Origin of the sequence: Phaeobacter sp. JH204B (genome assembly GCF_048055755.1) — a bacterium.
GTDB classification, from domain to species: Bacteria; Pseudomonadota; Alphaproteobacteria; order Rhodobacterales; family Rhodobacteraceae; genus Phaeobacter; species Phaeobacter bryozoorum.
In genome coordinates, this window is record NZ_JAYMXF010000027.1 from 55,365 (window position 1) to 73,003 (window position 17,639).

At 63.0% G+C, this 17,639-nt stretch carries 11 protein-coding genes and 1 tRNA gene; 7 read left to right on the forward strand and 5 right to left on the reverse strand.

The genetic code is table 11. The features are described from left to right. Nucleotides 1-146 precede the first annotated feature (146 nt). From VXL81_RS15940 to VXL81_RS15950, 3 genes are all read right to left on the reverse strand, one after another. A tRNA-Arg gene (locus VXL81_RS15940) sits at nt 147-223 on the reverse strand. A 34-nt stretch (nt 224-257) separates the two neighbouring features. Further along, nucleotides 258-737, reverse strand: coding sequence for a GNAT family N-acetyltransferase (locus tag VXL81_RS15945; protein ID WP_416555114.1), 480 nt, complete (start codon nt 735-737; stop codon nt 258-260). Between the two features lie 232 nt (nt 738-969). Then, nucleotides 970-2,487: an ABC-F family ATP-binding cassette domain-containing protein gene (locus VXL81_RS15950; RefSeq protein WP_416555116.1), complete on the reverse strand. Its 1,518-nt coding sequence runs from the start codon at nt 2,485-2,487 to the stop codon at nt 970-972. Between the two features lie 366 nt (nt 2,488-2,853). Between VXL81_RS15950 and VXL81_RS15955 the strand changes: the two genes are divergently transcribed. Then, nucleotides 2,854-4,047 carry a 50S ribosomal protein L11 methyltransferase gene (locus VXL81_RS15955; RefSeq protein WP_416555118.1) on the forward strand — a complete coding sequence of 398 codons (1,194 nt, stop codon included), beginning with the start codon at nt 2,854-2,856 and terminating at the stop codon, nt 4,045-4,047. A 413-nt stretch (nt 4,048-4,460) separates the two neighbouring features. Here VXL81_RS15955 and VXL81_RS15960 read toward each other — a convergent pair whose 3' ends face one another. After that, entirely contained in the window at nt 4,461-6,332 is a 1,872-nt protein-coding gene (locus tag VXL81_RS15960; protein ID WP_340547265.1) for a methyl-accepting chemotaxis protein, read from the reverse strand. Between the two features lie 1,029 nt (nt 6,333-7,361). Here VXL81_RS15960 and VXL81_RS15965 point away from each other — a divergent pair. From VXL81_RS15965 to fdhF, 4 genes are all read left to right on the forward strand, one after another. Next, the gene (locus VXL81_RS15965; RefSeq protein WP_340547264.1) at nt 7,362-7,904 is read left to right on the forward strand and encodes a winged helix DNA-binding protein; all 543 of its coding nucleotides are present in this window, start codon (nt 7,362-7,364) and stop codon (nt 7,902-7,904) included. 196 nt (nt 7,905-8,100) lie between these two features. Continuing rightward, entirely contained in the window at nt 8,101-8,997 is an 897-nt protein-coding gene (locus tag VXL81_RS15970) for a LysR family transcriptional regulator (RefSeq protein ID WP_340547263.1), read from the forward strand. 51 nt (nt 8,998-9,048) lie between these two features. Beyond that, nucleotides 9,049-10,779, forward strand: coding sequence for an NAD(P)H-dependent oxidoreductase subunit E (locus tag VXL81_RS15975; protein WP_416555120.1), 1,731 nt, complete (start codon nt 9,049-9,051; stop codon nt 10,777-10,779). A gap of 142 nt (nt 10,780-10,921) precedes the next feature. Beyond that, nucleotides 10,922-13,696 (forward strand): formate dehydrogenase subunit alpha, encoded by a 2,775-nt coding sequence (fdhF, locus tag VXL81_RS15980; RefSeq protein WP_416555122.1) that lies wholly within the window; start codon nt 10,922-10,924, stop codon nt 13,694-13,696. 259 nt (nt 13,697-13,955) lie between these two features. Here fdhF and VXL81_RS15985 read toward each other — a convergent pair whose 3' ends face one another. Beyond that, nucleotides 13,956-14,237 carry a DUF1330 domain-containing protein gene (locus VXL81_RS15985; RefSeq protein WP_340547260.1) on the reverse strand — a complete coding sequence of 94 codons (282 nt, stop codon included), beginning with the start codon at nt 14,235-14,237 and terminating at the stop codon, nt 13,956-13,958. Between the two features lie 95 nt (nt 14,238-14,332). On the opposite strand from VXL81_RS15985, the gene VXL81_RS15990 reads away from it, so the two are divergent. Further along, the gene (locus VXL81_RS15990; protein WP_416537597.1) at nt 14,333-15,208 is read left to right on the forward strand and encodes a LysR family transcriptional regulator; all 876 of its coding nucleotides are present in this window, start codon (nt 14,333-14,335) and stop codon (nt 15,206-15,208) included. Between the two features lie 201 nt (nt 15,209-15,409). Continuing rightward, nucleotides 15,410-17,467 (forward strand): FAD-dependent oxidoreductase, encoded by a 2,058-nt coding sequence (locus VXL81_RS15995; protein WP_416555124.1) that lies wholly within the window; start codon nt 15,410-15,412, stop codon nt 17,465-17,467. Nucleotides 17,468-17,639: the final 172 nt, after the last annotated feature.

The window sequence follows — 17,639 nt, forward strand, 5'->3', positions numbered from 1 at the left end:
CCGGGTGTCAGTCAAGGAACGAAAGCATTTTCTCTCGGGGACTTAGCTACTCAAAACGTCAATTGGCACTTTCCACTTGACACGGGGTGTGCATCAAAACCCCTAAAGTGTGCAAGGTTATGCCTAATTGGCAATGGATGGAGCACTGGCGATCCCTGAAGGACTCGAACCCTCAACCTGCTGATTAGAAGTCAGCTGCTCTATCCAGTTGAGCTAAGGGACCGCTGGCGCCAGTTATGACAGGACGCGGGGAAGGGTCAAGCCGCGGCGCGCAGGTCAAGGCGCATAAATAGCGACCAGGGGTCCTTGCTGTAGTCGCCAAAGGGTGGGCATTCGACAAAGCCGTAGCTTTCATAGAGCCGTTTGGCTGGGGTGAAATCCTCGGTCGAGCCGGTTTCGAGATAGACCGCAGGGGCGCCGTCGGATCGGGCGCGGTCCAGCAGGAACTCCAGCATCTGGCGTCCGGCGCCGCTGCCGCGGGCCTCGGCGAGGGTGTGCATGGATTTCAGTTCGCAGCCGCCGTCGGGCAGCGACTTCAGGGCGCCCATGGCGATGGCCCGCCCGTCGCGGCGGAGCATGAAGAAGGCGACATCGGCGGCATCAAGGCCGCTGCTATCCAGTGCGTGGCAGCTTTCTGCGGGGGATTGCGCGGCCATCTGTGCCAGATGGCGTTTGATCAGCGCCTGAGCCTCGGGCTCGGTGGCGCTGGCGCGGGTGATGGCAATATCGGTCGTCATCGGCTGGATCCTTGGGTCGTATATCCCCGGTCGCTGGGCAGGGCGGGGTCTGTTCCGGGGGTTGTGTCTGTATCCGTTTCTGTGTCGCAGAGTTGCGAAAACCACGTGGCGGCGCAAGCGGTTCTGCCGCAGCCACCGGCGCAGCCAGACGCCCGGATGATGTGTTGCCCAATATTTCGGCAACTGGCGGGTCTGGCGGGGCGGCGGTCACAGGTGGCCGCCGCCATAGCCCTCAGCCCGCGCCCATTTCAGAGCTGAGGAAGGCATCGGCGCTGGCGACCTCTTCCAGGCGACGGCCACGGATCCACCAGAAGCGATTGCCGACGGCCCTGAGAAAGCTGCGGTCATGGCTCACCAGCAGACAGGCGGCATCCTGGCCGATCAGCTCTGCTTCGAGGGCTTCCTGACCTTCGATGTCGAGATGATTGGTGGGTTCGTCCAGCAGGTAGAAATTGGGGTTGCGAAGCCGCAGGAGCAGCATTGCCAGCCGTGCCTTCTGCCCGCCTGACAGGGCTTTCACCGCCGTGTCCTGCAAGGCGAATTTGATGCCTGCCCCCGCCAGAAGGTTGCGCGCGGGCTGATCGCCGATGTCGGAGGCCGCCGTGACCAGCGCCAGCGGCGTGTCATTATCGGCCAGCTGGCTGAGGTGCTGGTCCGAATAGGCCGGAACGACAGAGGACGCACATCTGATGTGCTCCGCCCCGCCGGTCAGTGCCTGCTGGATCATCCTGACCAGCTGCGTCTTGCCGGTGCCATTTGCGCCCAGCAGGACAATGCGGTCCCCGGGGGTGATCCATTTCTGGCCGGTGCTGTATAGCCGTTGCCCGTCCGGCGTCTGAACGGTCAGATCATCCAATGTAATCAGGGCCTTGGCATGGGTGCCGCTGTTGGTCAGCCTGATGTCGCCGGCCGAATGCTCGCGGTGGGCCGGTTTGGCGGCGGCCTCCAGCCGGTCGGCGCGTTCGGCCAGCTGCTTTGTCTTGGTCAGCAAGAGATCGGAGCCGGAGTTGATCCCGACATTCTTCAGCTTTGCGGCCTGCTGGCGCAGCTGCTGGGCTTTTTTCAGATCATTGGCATGGCGTCGCGCATCGGCGGCGTCGACCTCATCCAATGCGGCGCGGGCGGCGGAGAATGGCAGCTGGAACACCCGCGAGCCTTCGGCGCGCAGGAACAGCGTGCGGTTGGTCGTGGCATCCAGAAAGGCGCGGTCGTGGGAGGTGATCACCATCGGCAGATCGCGCGGCCGCTCTGACAGCCAGTTTTCGAGAAATGCTATTCGGTTGAGATCCAAGTGGTTGGTCGGCTCATCCAGTAGCAGCAGGTCCGGCGTGGTGATCCAGGCGGCCGCCAGCATCGCGGCGCGCTGCCAGCCCCCGCTGAGCGCGCCAAGCGGCTGGTGCTGAAACTCATAAGGCACCTGAAGGTCATCCAGAACCACATCGACGCGCCAGCTTTCATAGTCGGCCTGCTCGCCCGGCAGGGCGGCAAGCACCCAGTCATAGAGCGTGACGGCAAGCGCCTCGGCAGGCAGGCTCTGTTTCACGTGGCCAATCCGCAGGCCACGGGCGCGGGTGATCTCGCCGGTTGTCGGCGTCAGCTCATCGGCGAGACAGGCAAGCAGGGTCGATTTGCCCCGCCCGTTGGCGGCGATGAGACCGAGCCGGTCGGATTTCGAAAGGGTCAGGGAGAGGTCGCGGAACAGCGGGTCGCCAAGGGTGACGCCCAACGCATTGAGATTGATGACAGACATGGAAAACTCGGGTCAAAGAGATTTGGCCGCAAAAGCGGCAATCGGCGGACCAGTGACGAGATTTTCCTCTGGCCAGCCCTGCAAACGGATTTACAGGGCCAGACGGGGACCGTGCTGAAGTCGGCGGATGATACGCATGTTCAGCTGCTGTCCTCCCGTTGTGCGATGTGAGTTTCAAATCAGGCTAAGAAACTTTTGCACCCTTGGCAAGGGGGCGGGGCATGGCCTGCCGACATTCGGTACGCGATAGGCTGTGAGCTTTACCAATTCTTAGATCCGGGTGGTGAATAGTCGCAATCAGTTGCATTTGCCTCAAATAGGGAAAACTAAAAATTGCTTAAAACACAAACGTCTAGACCCGCCTCCATGTCCTTTCTTGCGGGGCGCGCGGAGGCCGGGCATCTGGTGGAGCTTGCCAAATCCACCCCCCTTGGTGATGGCGGTATGCGCAGCGCGCAGCTGTTGTCGGAAGCGCTGCGGTTGGATCCTCATCACCATGAGGCGCAGGTGTTGCAGGAGCGGCTGCACCAGACGTTTGTGCCGCGCTGGCATTTTCCGATGCTGGCGGATCGGGCGCGCAACCGTGCCTATGCCGAGGCCATCGCGATGAAGGTCAGACCGGGGGATATCGTGCTGGATATCGGCTGCGGTGCCGGTCTGACGGCGATGCTGGCGGCGCGGGCCGGGGCGAAACATGTCTATACCTGTGAGCAGCAGCCGCTGATTGCGGAGGCGGCGACGCGGGTGATTGCCGACAATGGTCTGAGCGACCGCATCACCGTCATTTCCAAGTGGTCGCATGAGATTATCCTCGGTGTCGACATGCCGGAGCAGGCCGATGTGGTGATTTCGGAGATTGTCGATACCGTTCTATTGGGGGAGGGCGCGCTGGATACGCTGTCACATGCGATGTCGGCGCTGGCCAAGCCGGACGCCCGCGCGGTTCCCGAAACCGGCAGGCTGGTCGCGCAACCGGTTGAAAGTGCGCCGCTTCTGGAGCAGTGGCGGCCGCAGATGGCAGAGGGGTTCGATCTGGGCGCCTTTCACCATCTGGCGCGGGTTGCGCAGATCACGCCGAGTGATTTCAGATCCTGTGGGCTGCGACCGCTGGGCGCCGGTACAGAGCTGTTTGCGTTCGATTTTACGCGCCCGGATGTCAGGCCGGGGCGGACCACCGAGACGCTGATCTGTAGCCATCCGGGTATCGTCCATGCGGTTTTTGTCAGCTTTGAGATGGAGCTGGCGCCGGGGATTCAGCTGACCAATGATCTTGCTTCCGAGGGGCATTGGGGGCGGACGGCCTTTTTGCTGGATCGGCCACGGTCGGTCTCTCCGGGCGATCATCTGCAGCTGACGGCGCAGCATGATGCGGCGGCGCTGAGCCTCGCGGTTCACGACATGGAGGCGAGCGCGGATCACGCGCGGGTCTGGCTACAGCCGGGCTGGCGCGCGGGTTATGAACACGGGGCGGGTGAGGTGGCCGCGCTGCCGCAGGGCTACCCGGTCTGGGCGCCGGTGCAGACCGCCGCCCCTGCGGCACCAGCCCCTGCACTTGGCTAGCAGGCAGCGCCTGCCGGGGCCGCATCCATCCTGAAGGGTCGCCAGCCACCAAGGCTGGCGACGGCACAGGATCTGCTGCGGCTGTATCAGCCCGGTGGCCTCGCTGTTTCGCGGCCGATTTGAGATTCCTTGTATTGTCGTCGATTTCGCGCCCCGCTCGGCTCCGGTCTGGCTGCGGTGATATCAGCTGCCAGAGCCTCAGGTCTGCCAGAGGCTTGGCCCCCCAGAGCCTTGGACCTGCCAGAGAACTGAGCGGCGATGGTGTTGCCCGGATACTCGCGACAGGGTTCTGTCATCCGGGGCAGGGACGCGCGGGGGAAGGGACTGGGCCATGTATAAGGGGGGCAAGCAGATATGAAAAAGGCGCGCCGGATCTGGCGCGCCTTTTCGCTATTGGGTGTGGCCGGGGGAGATCAGAAATCTTCCCAGCCGACGGCGGCCTTTGTCGGGCTGGCATCGAAAAAGTCATCATCGCCATGCGCCGATGGGGCCGGGTTGTGCTCAGCTGCGGGTTTCGGCGCGGCGGCTGGCCGGGCCGGGGCCGGGGCTGGTGCGCTGGGCGCCACGGAGACAACGTTATTGTCCGTTTTGCGGGTCTTGAACACCGAGACCTGGCGGGCCAGCTCATTGGCATCATTGCGCAGGATCTGGCTGGCGGCGGTTGATTCCTCAACCATGGCGGCATTGTGCTGGGTCACCTGATCGAGCTGTGTCACGCCGGTGTTGATTTCGCCCAGCGTGGTCGATTGCTCCTGCGCGCCGGTTGCAATGCCGCTGACATGGCCCGAGATGGTGGCGACGCGTTCGATGATCTGTTTCAGCTCCTCGCCCGCGCGGCCAACCAGATCGACACCTTCGCCGACGTGGCCGGTGCTTTCGCTGATCAGCGCCTTGATCTCTTGCGCGGCATCGGAGGAGCGCTGGGCCAGGGCGCGCACTTCGGAGGCGACAACCGCAAAACCACGGCCGGCTTCGCCTGCACGGGCGGCCTCGACCCCTGCGTTCAGCGCCAGCAGATTGGTCTGGAAGGAGATATCGTCGATGACCGAGATGATCTGGGAGATCTTCTCCGATGATTGCTCGATCTTGGACATGGCGTCGACGGCGCGGGTGACGACCTGGCCGCTGTTGACGGCGGTCTCCTTGGCCTCCGATACGATGCCCTCCACCTCGCGGGCGCCATCGGCTGCGGATTTCACGCTGACGGTGAGCTGCTCCATGGCGGCGGCGGTCTCCTCAAGCGTGGCCGCCTGGCTCTCGGTGCGCTGGGAGAGATCGCTGGAGGATTGGCTGATCTCTTCGGCGCTGGCACGGATGCGCGATGAGTTGTCGATCACCGCGTCGATAATGCCGACCATCTTGTCGACGGTCTTGTTGAAGTTCTGGCGCAGGCTTTCGTAATCGGCGGAGAATTCATCGTCGATGGTCTGCGACAGATCCCCCTCCGAGAGCGCGTGCAGCCCGTCATTCAGACGATCCACCACAACCCGTTGCGCCGCCTGGTCGGCACGGCGCTGATCTTCCACGGTTCTGGCGGCGGACAGCTGCGATTTCAGCGCCTCGATATGGCGGGCGATCAGGCCGATTTCGTCGCCCCGTGCCTGATGTTCGGTGTCGTGATCATAATCGCCCTCGGCCAGGCGGTTGATTGCGGTGGCAACATCGCCCAGCGGGCGCGACATCATGGAGCGCAGGGCAAACATCGACAGGCCCAGCATCACCACAAAGGCGCCACCGGCGGCAATGAAGGACAGCAGCTGGTTCGGCGCCACCTCGGCAAAGGCGACATCCGGGCTCCAGACCATCCCGACCGCGCCGACGACCACCGTCCCCTCGGCACCGGCGGTGGCGGGTGCGGCGACGAGATAGCCGTTTTCGCTATACTCCATCTGGTTGTTTTCCATCGCTTTTTGAGCGACGAGGGTCAGTTCGGCAATTTCAGCCTCGGTTGCGGTGCCGGTGGAGGCAACCGTCTTGCCCTTGCCATTGATGGCGATCCCGTGGCTGGACCGGCCGTTCGACAGCTCGATCAGGGATTGCAGGTCGCTTTCAAGACGTTCGGTATCACCAAAGCGGATTGCACCGCCGCTGCGCGCGGCCACGGTTACGGTCACGCCTTCGGCCAGTGTCTGTACGCCACTATCCACAGCTTCACCGAGGATTTTCTGGTTTTCCCAAGTCAGAAACAGGGTCACCACGAGGGTGGACGCCGCGATGAGAAGGCTGCATTTGGCAAAGACAGACAGCCTGTTCATGACGGAACGCGCAGGATTTCGGAATTTCATTTCAGCACCTTTCAATTGCCATTGCGCGGAACGGACGCGCTGGCGGAATTTGTGTCGGATTCAGTACCGACAGCCCCCTGGACACAGCCGCAAGCTTCGGCTGCGTCGTTTCGCGAATTGGTTGACCGGAACGGGCAAACCGAGAGAACCATGCCCGATTGGGGGCGGTGACATGGCGAACATACTGTGGCGTCGGACCAAAGATTGGCGGACGCCGGTCATCAGCAGGCGCGCGATTGCGCTGCCCCAATCTTGATACCGAGCTGAAAGAGCAGGTCTGGTTGCCTGCGGGTGCCGCAACAGCGGGCGTGCCTCGACATGAGTCTTCGACCGATATGGGCGTCGGCAGTTGGCCCCTGTCGAAATCTCCGGTCGCCACGCAACAATCAGGCGTGCGGCAGCGCAACCGGTGATGGTCACCATCACGGCCAATGCCTGCGCGACAACCAACATGAGGTCCGCCCGTCGTTCCAAGCTCTGCTCCTTCTCACAACATGTGCCTGTGCACATCGTCGGCGGGTAGCATAGCCCTGAGGACTTACCGGTGAATTAATAGGCACATCCGCAATGAGCGCAGGCTGAGGCGGGCGAATTTCGGGCACGATCAGTGGGCAGGCGGGCCCGCGCCCGCTGCGCAAAGTGATGATTAAGCTGCCATTTTATTGCGGACAGGCGGGTGGCCTGCCGGGCGGGCTGCGCCCCCGCATGAGTCTGGCCTGTGGGCGCGTTTTCACGGAAATAATATGATTCAGGGCGCCCTTGGCGTGAAATTTTATCTATATTCTTAAAAATAATGCGTAACTAAAGTTTATCTTGCTTTTTAAATTCCGCTGATTCTCCAACCCCTTGGATAAATTCGCCGAGTTTGGCCCCATTTTCTGCTGCACGGACGGGTTGAAACCTAACGCCAGATACTTACTAAGGAGCGTGGTGACGGGTTTGGGGAACGAATGCGCGTGAAACACCTTGACAGCAGGTTTCGCCGCCACCGGAGGCTTATTTATGCCGCTGAACCAAGGAGACTATTTGTTGGATATCTATTCCGGATCACCCAAGACTGAGACCGCGAATGCGGTGGATCAGACTTTTGATAATGGTGCCGAAGATGATCTGAGCGATTTCGAGTTTGCACTGATGAGAACATTCGAGGGGTTTGCGCGTTGGCAATCCGAATGTCTTGGGCTTGTGTCGGATCTGTCCGCCTCGGGTCCCGAAATCACTCTGATGAACGTTATCCGCATGAACGACAGGCCCAAGACGATCAAGGAGCTTGCGCGGGTCACCAATCGGGATGACATTCCGAATATCCAGTATTCACTGCGCAAGCTGGCTTCGGCCGGGTTGATCCGCAAGACCGGATCGGGGCGTGGCGGGGTGACCTATTCCGCAACGGAGGAGGGGCTGGGGATCACCGCAGCCTACGATGTGCAGCGTCGCAACCTGTTGCTGCAGGCGCTGTCGCAGGTGCCGGGCGTGGAAAACCGTATCGGTGAGGCAACGCGGGTGCTGAATATTCTGACCGGGATCTATGATGGCATCGCCCGGTCGGCGACGGCACAGCGGCAGGCCTGAGGCCTGCTCTGATCGGGGGCGGTAGCGGGGCGCATGAGTGCGGCCTCCATCGCCCCCCTATATATATGGTGCAGGCTGCCCAGCCTGTTGGCCTGCGCCAAAACTGCCGCTCTCGTGCTGGCAACCGATGGCGCGACCCGCTGTGAATGGTGTATGACCGACAGCGGCACCCCGGAAGTAGCAAGGAAAACGAGCGGTGATCGAACTCAAGGATCTCAGGTTGCTGAGCGCTTTGGCGCGTCACCGCCATTTTGCCAAGGCCGCGCAGGACTGCGGCATGTCGCAGCCGGCGTTTTCAATGCGGATCCGCAATCTGGAAGAGCGCCTGGGCGTGTCCATCGTGCGCCGGGGCAATCGGTTTCAGGGGCTGACAGAAGAGGGTCTGATGATCGTGCGCCGGGCCCGCTCGATCCTGGATGAGGCCAAGGCGCTGGAGCAGGAGGTGGCCGCCGCACGTGGCGAGGTCACCGGCACGCTGGTGCTGGGGGTGGTGCCCACCGCAACAGCCTATGCCGCGCAGATGGTGGACCGGCTGCATCTCACCCACCCACGGGTTCTGGCCCGGATCGAGGTGCTGAGCTCGCTGGTGATCCAGCAGCGCCTGTTTGACGGTACAATTGATGCAGGCGTCACCTATCACGACAGCCTGGGTCCCGATCAGGTGACCATCCAGCCGCTATATGAGGAGACTTATGTGCTGGTCGCCCCCGAGGCGATGGTGGTGGATCGCGGACATGGCGCGGACAGTATTTCCTGGGCCGAGGCAGCAGAGCTGCCGCTCAGCCTGCTGGAGCCGCAGATGCAGAATCGCCGGATTCTGGACCGGATCTTCGCCGATCAGGGGCTGCGGCCGCAGGTGCGTTCGGATTCCAGCGGGTTCATGTCGGCGATTGTGATGGCGCGGGCGGGCTCGGTTGCCACGATCCTACCGGAAGCCCTGATGGATGCGCTGGGGCCGCTGTCCGGCGCCCGGGTGCTGCGGCTGGTCGATCCGACGCCGAGCAGGCCTATTTGTATGGTCACATTGGACCGCCAGCCCGAACTGACGACGGTGAAGGCGATGAAGGGCGTGGTTGACGATTTCAAGCAATAAGCGTTCGTTATCGTACCTTTGAATTTTCCGATTTGACGATAGGCTTCTTCAATGGAATGCCGCCTTATCTGGCATCGCGAAGTGGAGGTCATCGTGGCACCTTTGGACAATAGCAAGGGCGTTTGGAAATCTGGCAAAGGCAAGGGGCGCAAAACGCCCAAGGGCCGGCAGCTGGATGATCAGGCGCATAGCGAGGTTCTGGACCTGCTTGGCGATCGGCCCCGCAACCGGGATCTCCTGATCGAGTTCCTGCATCTCATTCAGGACAAATACGGCTGCCTCAGCGCGGCGCATATCCGGGCGCTGGCCGAGGAGATGCGCACCGGTCAGGCCGAGATCTATGAGGTCGCCACTTTCTACGCCCATTTCGATGTGGTGAAGGAAGGCGAGACCCCGCCGCCGGCGCTGACCATCCGGGTCTGTGACTCGCTGTCCTGCGAGCTGGCCGGGGCAGAAGCGCTGAAGAAGGCGCTGGAAGATGGGCTGGATGCCTCTCAGGTCCGCGTGCTGCGCGCACCCTGCATGGGCCGCTGCGACACGGCGCCGGTGCTGGAAATCGGCCACAACCACATCGACCACGCTACGGTTGAGAAGGTGGAAGCGGCGATTGCGGCAGATGATACCCATGCACACGTGCCCGAGTATGAAACCTTTGCCGCTTATGAGGCGGATGGCGGCTATGCCACGCTGAAAGACCTGCGCGCAAATGGCGACTGGGAAGCGGTTCAGGCCAAAGTCAAAGAAGCCGGCCTGCGCGGTCTGGGCGGCGCTGGTTTCCCGTCCGGCACCAAATGGGGTTTCGTGCGCGCCAACGAAGGTCCGCGTTATCTGGCCGTGAACGGCGATGAGGGTGAACCGGGCACCTTCAAGGATCGCTACTACCTTGAGCGCACGCCGCATGTCTTCCTTGAGGGGATGCTGATTGCCGCCTGGGCGGTCGAGGCCGAGAAAGCCTTTATCTATATGCGCGACGAATACCCGGCGGTGCTGGAAATTCTGCGCCGTGAGATCGCCGCGCTGGAAGAGGCCGGTATCGTCGAGGCAGGTTACATCGACCTGCGCCGCGGGGCAGGGGCCTATATCTGCGGCGAAGAAAGCGCGATGATTGAATCGATCGAAGGCAAGCGCGGCGAGCCGCGCCATCGTCCGCCGTTTGTGGCGCAGGTGGGTGTCTTTGGTCGTCCGACCCTCGTGCACAACGTGGAAACCCTCTACTGGGTCGCCAAGATCAACCGCGAAGGCCCGGAATGCCTGAACTCAATTGAGAAGAACGGTCGCAAGGGGCTGCGCAGCTATTCGGTCTCGGGCCGGGTGAAGAAGCCGGGGGTGCATCTGCTGCCTGCCGGTTCCACCATCACCGACATCATCGAGGCCTGCGGCGGCATGCTGGATGGCCACGTCTTCAAGGCGTATCAGCCGGGCGGCCCCTCCTCGGGCCTGCTGCCTGCGTCGATGCATGACATTCCGCTCGATTTCGATACGTTGCAGCCGCATGGCACCTTCATCGGGTCCGCCGCCGTGGTGGTGCTGTCCGATCAGGACTCGGCCCGTGACGCGGCGCTGAACATGCTGCGCTTTTTCGAAGACGAAAGCTGCGGCCAGTGCACCCCCTGCCGGGTGGGCTGCGAGAAAGCCGTCAAGCTGATGAGCGAGAAGAAATGGGATCAGGGCCTCTTGGAAGAGCTGAGCAGCGCAATGGTCGATGCTTCGATCTGCGGTCTGGGACAGGCCGCACCCAACCCGATCCGCCTGACCATGAAACATTTTCCGGATGAGGTCTGAGATGTACGGCGCTATTGAGATCCTCCACCCGGCGGGTACCGCCGGGCAGCGCCCGACCCGCCCCCATGGGCGGGCGCTTCACGCCCACCCCGGGACGGGCGCTGCCCTCCGCGTGACACTTCAGATGGATGAGGTCTGAGCCATGAGCGATAAAGTCACTTTCACACTCGATGGCGAGCAGGTCACGGCAGAGAAGGGCCTGACCATCTGGGAAGTCGCCAACGGCCGCGGGCTGAAGATCCCGCATCTGTGCCACAAGCCGCAGCCCGGCTACCGCCCGGACGGCAACTGCCGTGCCTGTATGGTCGAGATCGAGGGCGAGCGCACGCTGGCCGCCTCCTGTATCCGCGAACCTGCCGAGGGCATGGTGGTCACCACCAACAACGCGCGCGCTGAAAACGCCCGCAAGATGGTGATGGAACTGCTGATCGCGGACCAGCCGAAGCAGGAAGAGGCGCGCGATAAGTCCTCGCATCTGTGGGGTATGGCAGAGCTGAACGGGGTTTCGGAGTCGCGTTTCCCCAAGCTGGAAAAGAACCGCATCCCGCTGCTGGATGACAGCCATGTGGCGATGAAGGTCAATCTGGACGCCTGTATTTCCTGTAACCTATGTGTGCGGGCCTGCCGCGAGGTGCAGGTCAATGACGTGATCGGCATGGCCGGCCGCGGACATGACGCCTACCCGGTGTTCGATCTGGCGGATCCGATGGGGCAGTCCTCCTGCGTGGCCTGCGGCGAATGTGTGCAGGCCTGCCCGACCGGCGCGCTGATGCCCGCCACCGTGATGGATGACCAGCAGGTCGGCGACAGCAAGGATTATGATACCGAGACCGAAAGCGTCTGCCCGTTCTGCGGTGTCGGCTGCAAGGTCTCGCTCAAGGTCAAGGACGGCAAGGTCAAATATGTCGATGGCATCAATGGCCCCGCAAACGAAGGCCGCCTCTGCGTCAAGGGCCGCTTTGGTTTTGACTACATCCACCACCCGCACCGCCTGACCAAGCCGCTGATCCGCCGCGACGACGCGCCGGCCAAGGGCCTGAACGTCGATCCCGGCAATCTCTCGACCCATTTCCGCGAAGCCTCCTGGGAAGAGGCGATGGATCTGGCCGCCAAGGGCCTGATGCGCCTGCGCGATGAGAACCCGAAATCGGTTGCGGGCTTCGGCTCGGCGAAATGCACCAATGAAGAGGCGTACCTCTTCCAGAAGTTCATCCGTCAGGGCTTCAAGCACAACAACGTCGACCACTGCACCCGCCTGTGCCACGCGTCCTCCGTTGCGGCGCTGATCGAAAACGTGGGCTCCGGTGCTGTGACCGCGACCTTCAACGAGATCGAAAACGCCGATGTGGCCATTGTGATCGGCTCCAACCCGATCGAGAACCACCCGGTGGCGGCGACCTACTTCAAGCAGTTCACCAAGCGCGGCGGCAAGCTGATCGTGATGGATCCGCGCGGCGTTGGCCTGCGCCGGTTCGCGACCGAAATGGTGCAGTTCCGCCCCGGCGCGGATGTGTCGATGCTGAACGCGATCATGAACGTGATCGTCGAGGAAGAGCTCTACGACAGTCAGTACATCCACCGCTGGACCGAGAACTGGGAGGCCGAGAAAGAGCATCTGAAGCAGTTCACACCCGAGAAAATGTCGGAGATCTGCGGCATCAGCCCCGATCAGCTGCGCCGTGTTGCCCGGATCTTTGCCGGTGGGAATGCGGGTCTGATTTTCTGGGGTATGGGGATTTCCCAGCACATCCACGGGACGGATAACTCGCGCTGCCTGATCTCGCTGGCGCTGATGACTGGCAACGTGGGCAAACCGGGCGCAGGTCTGCACCCGCTGCGCGGCCAGAACAACGTGCAGGGGGCGTCGGACGCAGGCCTCATTCCGATGTTCCTGCCCGATTATCAGACCGTGACCTCGGATGATGTCCGCAAGAGTTTCACCGATGTCTGGGGCGGCGGCGACTTCTCGAACGAGAAGGGCCTGACCGTGACCGAGATCGTGGACGAGGCCTATGCCGGCAATATCAAGGGCATGTACATCCAGGGTGAAAACCCGGCGATGTCCGACCCGGATGCCGATCACGCGCGCGAGGCCTTTGCCAAGCTGGAGCTGATGATCGTTCAGGATATCTTCCTGACCGAGACGGCGAACTATGCCGACATCATCCTGCCCGCCTCGGCGCTTTATGAGAAGAACGGCACCGTGTCGAACACCAACCGCCAGGTGCAGCGTGTGCGCCCCGCCGTTCCGCCTCCGGGTGAGGCGCGCGAGGACTGGCAGGTCACTGTTGAGCTGGCGCAGCGGATCGGTCTGCCGTGGGACTACAAGGATGTCAGCGAAGTCTTTGCCGAGATGAAGCTGAACATGAAGTCACTCAACAACATCACCTGGGAGCGGCTGGAAACCGAGACCATCACCTATCCGTCGCTGCATGAGACCGACCCCGGTCAGGCGATTGTGTTCGGCGATGGCTTCCCGCGCCCCGAGGGCCGCGCCCGCTTTACCCCGGCATCGGTGATCCCGCCGGATGAGGCGCCGGATGCGGAGTACCCGATGATCATGACCACCGGCCGCCAGCTGGAGCATTGGCACACCGGGTCGATGACCCGTCGTTCCAAGGTGCTGGATGCGGTGGAGCCGGAGGCGAACTGCTCGCTCAACCCGCGGACGCTGAAGCTGATGGGCGTCGAGCCGGGCGAGATGGTCCGCCTCACGACCCGCCGCGGTTCGATCGAGATCATGGCGCGCGCCGACCGGGCGATTGCCGAGGATATGGTGTTTGTGCCGTTCGCCTATGTGGAGGCCGCCGCCAATATCCTGACCAACCCGGCGCTGGACCCCTATGGCAAAATCCCCGAGTTCAAGTTCTCGGCGGTGAAGGTCGAAAAGATCGAAGGACAGATCGCAGCCGAGTGATCCGGCAGGTCGTCTGGCGAAGATCAAAGCGGGCGCGGAACCTAAGGGTTCCGCGCCCGTTGTCTTCGGTGGCGCCGCGCTGGCGCCCGGCGCGGGCGTGGCCCGTTGCAGCGTTGGAAACAAAGACGAACCGTGTCGGGCGCATGAGATGCGGCCGGGTGCGACCTGCGCCGGGCCCAATGGGCGCGGCGCCTGACCCAACGGGAGGTGGGGGCTCCGCCGCCAGCCGACGGGCGGGAGTGGCGCGGCCTCTGAAGGGTCAGGCCAGAAGCGTGATCGCGCTCCTGCCGGCGGCTTGTCGCAGCGCGTGGACGTCCTGCAGCTCGGGGTCGTTGATCCAGCCCTTGGCGGCCTCTGGACTGGCAAACTGGAGGATCACCCCGATGCCGGTGGCATCGCGCGTGCCTTCGATCACGGTCTGCTGCGGGGTTGAGACCAGCACTTTGGCGCCGTGTTTCTGCAAGGCGGCGCCTGCTTTTTCACGATATGCCGCCATAGTCTCGGGGTCTTGCAGGAGGAGGTTTACGTAGACATAGGCCATCTGTTGTCCTTTCACTGTTGATGGCGTCTTGATGCCGGGAAGCGTGCCGCGAGAAAACACATGCAATTGTGTGCTGCCCATGCGAAAACGCATGTATGCAGATCAACTGGGATGACATGCGGACCATTCTGGCGCTGGTGCGGGCCGGATCCCTGGCCGGGGCCGCGCAGGCGCTGTCCGTCAGCTACACCACCGTGGCGCGCCGTGTGCAGCGGGCCGAGGACATGCTGGGGCGGCCGCTGTTCGAGCGTCGGCCCGAAGGCTATCTGGCCACCGCCGAGGCGGAAGAGCTGGCCGCGGCAGCGCGGCGGATGGAGCAGGCCGAGCAATCGGCCCTGCGCAACCTGTCGGGCCGCGATCAGAGCCTTTCGGGTGAGCTGGTGCTGACGGCGCCACAGCTGCTGATACAGAGCCATCTCGCGCCATTTCTGGCGCAGTTCTGCGCGGACCACCCGGAGGTCGAGCTGACGGTTCGCGCGACCAATGATGTGCTGGACCTGACCCGGCGCGAGGCGGATCTGGCGATCCGGATCAGCCGGACGCCGGGCGACAGCCTGGTGGGGCTGCATCTGGCCGATCAGAAAACCGCCTGCGTCGCGCGGCGGGATCTGGTGGCGCGGGCTTTGGCGGATCCCGCTGCGCCCTTGGACTGGGTGATCTACAGCGGCTATGACGCGCCGCCAAAGGCCGCGCTGCAACATTATCCGAACCATCGGATCCGGGCGCGGTTTGACGATATGACTTCGCTGATCGCGGCGGCAAAGGCGGGGCTGGGCGCGGTCAGGATGCCGATCTATCTGGCGCGCAGTGATCCGGATCTGGAGCCGCTGCCGGGGGTTGCGCCGCAGGATTATGCGCCGATCTGGGTGCTGAGCCATCCGGACCTGCTGACCTCTGCCAAGGTGCGCGCGTTCAAGACCGCGCTAAAAGGCTTCTTCCGCAGCCGTGCCGGGGAGTTCACCGCCTTTTAGCGCAGGCGCCGGGTGGCGGCTCTCTCTCGGTCACGAGACCCGCCTGTCACCCCCGACTGGTCACCATCGGCGCTGCCGTGTCGTGCGGGGCTCTTGACAGGGTCGGAAATTGACCTGACACATATGTCCAGAGCTGTGATCTTGTCGGCGGATCCCGCGCGCCCTCGCTTTGGTGGTCCGCGCCATTTGCAGGAGCCTGTCATGTCCAACGATCCCTTGTTGCAGCCCTATCAGCTGAAACATCTGACACTGCGCAATCGGATCATGACCACAAGTCATGAACCGGCTTACCCCGAGGACGGCATGCCAAAGGAGCGCTATGCGGCCTATCACGCCGAACGGGCCAAGGCGGGCGTGGCATTGGCGATGACGGCAGGCTCCGCGGCGGTATCCCGTGACAGCCCGCCGGTGTTCAACAATATCCTCGCCTATAAGGATGAGGTGGTGCCCTGGATCCGCAATCTGACCGACCAGCTGCATGAGCATGGTTGCGCGGCGATGATCCAGCTGACCCATCTGGGACGCCGCACCGGTTGGGACAAGGGCGACTGGCTGCCCTCGATCAGCTCGTCGCGCCACCGCGAACCTGCACACCGCGCCTTTCCGAAGCTGGCGGAGGATTGGGACATCACCCGCGTCATCGCCGATTTCGCCGATGCTGCGGAGCGGATGCAGGCCGGGGGCATGGATGGGATCGAGCTACAGGTCTATGGCCATCTTCTGGATCAGTTCTGGTCGCCGCTGACCAATGATCTGGACGGGCCATATGGCGGCCAGACGCTCGACAGTCGGATGGCGCTGCCGATGGCGGTGCTGGCGGCAGTCCGTGAGCGGGTGGGGGATGAGTTCATCGTTGGTCTGCGGTATACGGCGGATGAGGCGGCGGCAGGCGGCATCTCGCCCGACGAGGGGCTGGAGATGTCCAGACGCTTGGCCGCCAGCGGCATGGTGGATTTCCTGAATGTGATCCGGGGCCGCATCCATACGGATCCGGCAATGACCGATGTGATCCCGGTGCAGGGGATGCCGTCTGCGCCGCATCTGGATTTTGCCGGTGCGGTCCGGCAGGCGACGGGCCTGCCCACCTTTCATGCCGCCCGCATCCCCGATGTGGCCACCGCCCGCCATGCGATTGCCGGGGGGCTTCTTGATATGGTGGGGATGACCCGCGCCCATATGGCCGATCCCCATATCGTGCAGAAGATCAGGGAGGGGCGCGAGGAGGACATCCGCCCCTGTGTTGGCGCGACCTATTGTCTGGACCGGATCTATCAGGCGGGAGAGGCGCTGTGCATTCACAACGCCGCAACCGGGCGTGAGCTGACGATGCCACATGTGATCACCCGCGCCGCAGAGCCCAAACAGGTGGTGATTGTCGGCGCTGGCCCCGGCGGGCTGGAGGCCGCGCGCGTTGCGGCGGAGCGCGGCCATGCGGTCACCGTATTTGAGGCAGCCTCCGATCCCGGCGGTCAAATTCGCCTGACCGCACAGAACCCGCGCCGCCGCGAGATGATGGGCATCATCGACTGGCGCATGGCGCAATGTGCCGCACGGGATGTGCAGTTTCGATTCAACACCTGGGCCGAGGCGCAGCATGTGATCGGGCTTGCGCCGGATGTGGTGATCGTGGCCACCGGTGGCCTGCCGAATATGCAGCTGTTCGAGGCGGGCGAGGAGGCGGCGCATGTTGTCTCGGCCTGGGATATCATTTCGGGGGATGTTAAGCCGGGCGGCTCGGTGCTGATATATGACGAAAGCGGCGATCACCCCGCGCTTCAGGCGGCCGAGGTTGCGGCCCAGGCGGGCGCCACGGTTGAGGTGATGACCCCGGACCGGGTCTTTGCCCCCAATGTGATGGCGATGAACCTTGTCCCTTATATGCGCAGCCTGCAGGACCGGGATGTGACCTTCACCGTTGCGCGGCGCCTGCTGGAGGTCCGCAAGGAAGGCAACCGGCTTCTGGCGGTGCTGGGGACGGATTACAGCGGCCATCGCTCCAGCAAGCTCTATGATCAGGTTGTGCTCAACTACGGCACGCTGCCGCTGGACGATCTCTATTTCGACCTGAAGCCGCATAGTCTGAATGGCGGGCAGGTCGATTACGACGCCCTGATCGCCGGGAGGCCGCAGCCGCACGGGCGCCCGGACGAAGCAGCGGGGCAGGGGGGCTTTCAGCTGTTTCGGATCGGCGATGCGGTTTCGGCCCGCAACACCCATGCGGCGATCTATGACGCCCTGCGCCTGATGAAGGACATCTGACCGTCTGAGTTTGACGGTGTTAGGTGTGATTCACGGGTTTTGGGTGTTCTGGGTTGTGGATATGTTTGGTGAGTCTGTGGGTAAGTGGCTTGTTGCTGAGTGTGTGGGTGTGGTCTGGCGGTTTTCTGCGGGATTTCAGGTCAGGTCTGCTGACTTTGTTTCCATGTAAGCC

Bases quoted from the DNA above. Each gene is read 5' to 3' on its own strand.
- VXL81_RS15945 (WP_416555114.1), bottom strand. From the start codon at position 737: ATGACGACCGATATTGCCATCACCCGCGCCAGCGCCACCGAGCCCGAG.
- VXL81_RS15950 (WP_416555116.1), bottom strand. From the start codon at position 2,487: ATGTCTGTCATCAATCTCAATGCGTTGGGCGTCACCCTTGGCGACCCG.
- VXL81_RS15955 (WP_416555118.1), top strand. From the start codon at position 2,854: ATGTCCTTTCTTGCGGGGCGCGCGGAGGCCGGGCATCTGGTGGAGCTT.
- VXL81_RS15960 (WP_340547265.1), bottom strand. From the start codon at position 6,332: ATGAAATTCCGAAATCCTGCGCGTTCCGTCATGAACAGGCTGTCTGTC.
- VXL81_RS15975 (WP_416555120.1), top strand. From the start codon at position 9,049: ATGGAATGCCGCCTTATCTGGCATCGCGAAGTGGAGGTCATCGTGGCA.
- fdhF (WP_416555122.1), top strand. From the start codon at position 10,922: ATGAGCGATAAAGTCACTTTCACACTCGATGGCGAGCAGGTCACGGCA.
- VXL81_RS15985 (WP_340547260.1), bottom strand. From the start codon at position 14,237: ATGGCCTATGTCTACGTAAACCTCCTCCTGCAAGACCCCGAGACTATG.
- VXL81_RS15990 (WP_416537597.1), top strand. From the start codon at position 14,333: ATGCAGATCAACTGGGATGACATGCGGACCATTCTGGCGCTGGTGCGG.
- VXL81_RS15995 (WP_416555124.1), top strand. From the start codon at position 15,410: ATGTCCAACGATCCCTTGTTGCAGCCCTATCAGCTGAAACATCTGACA.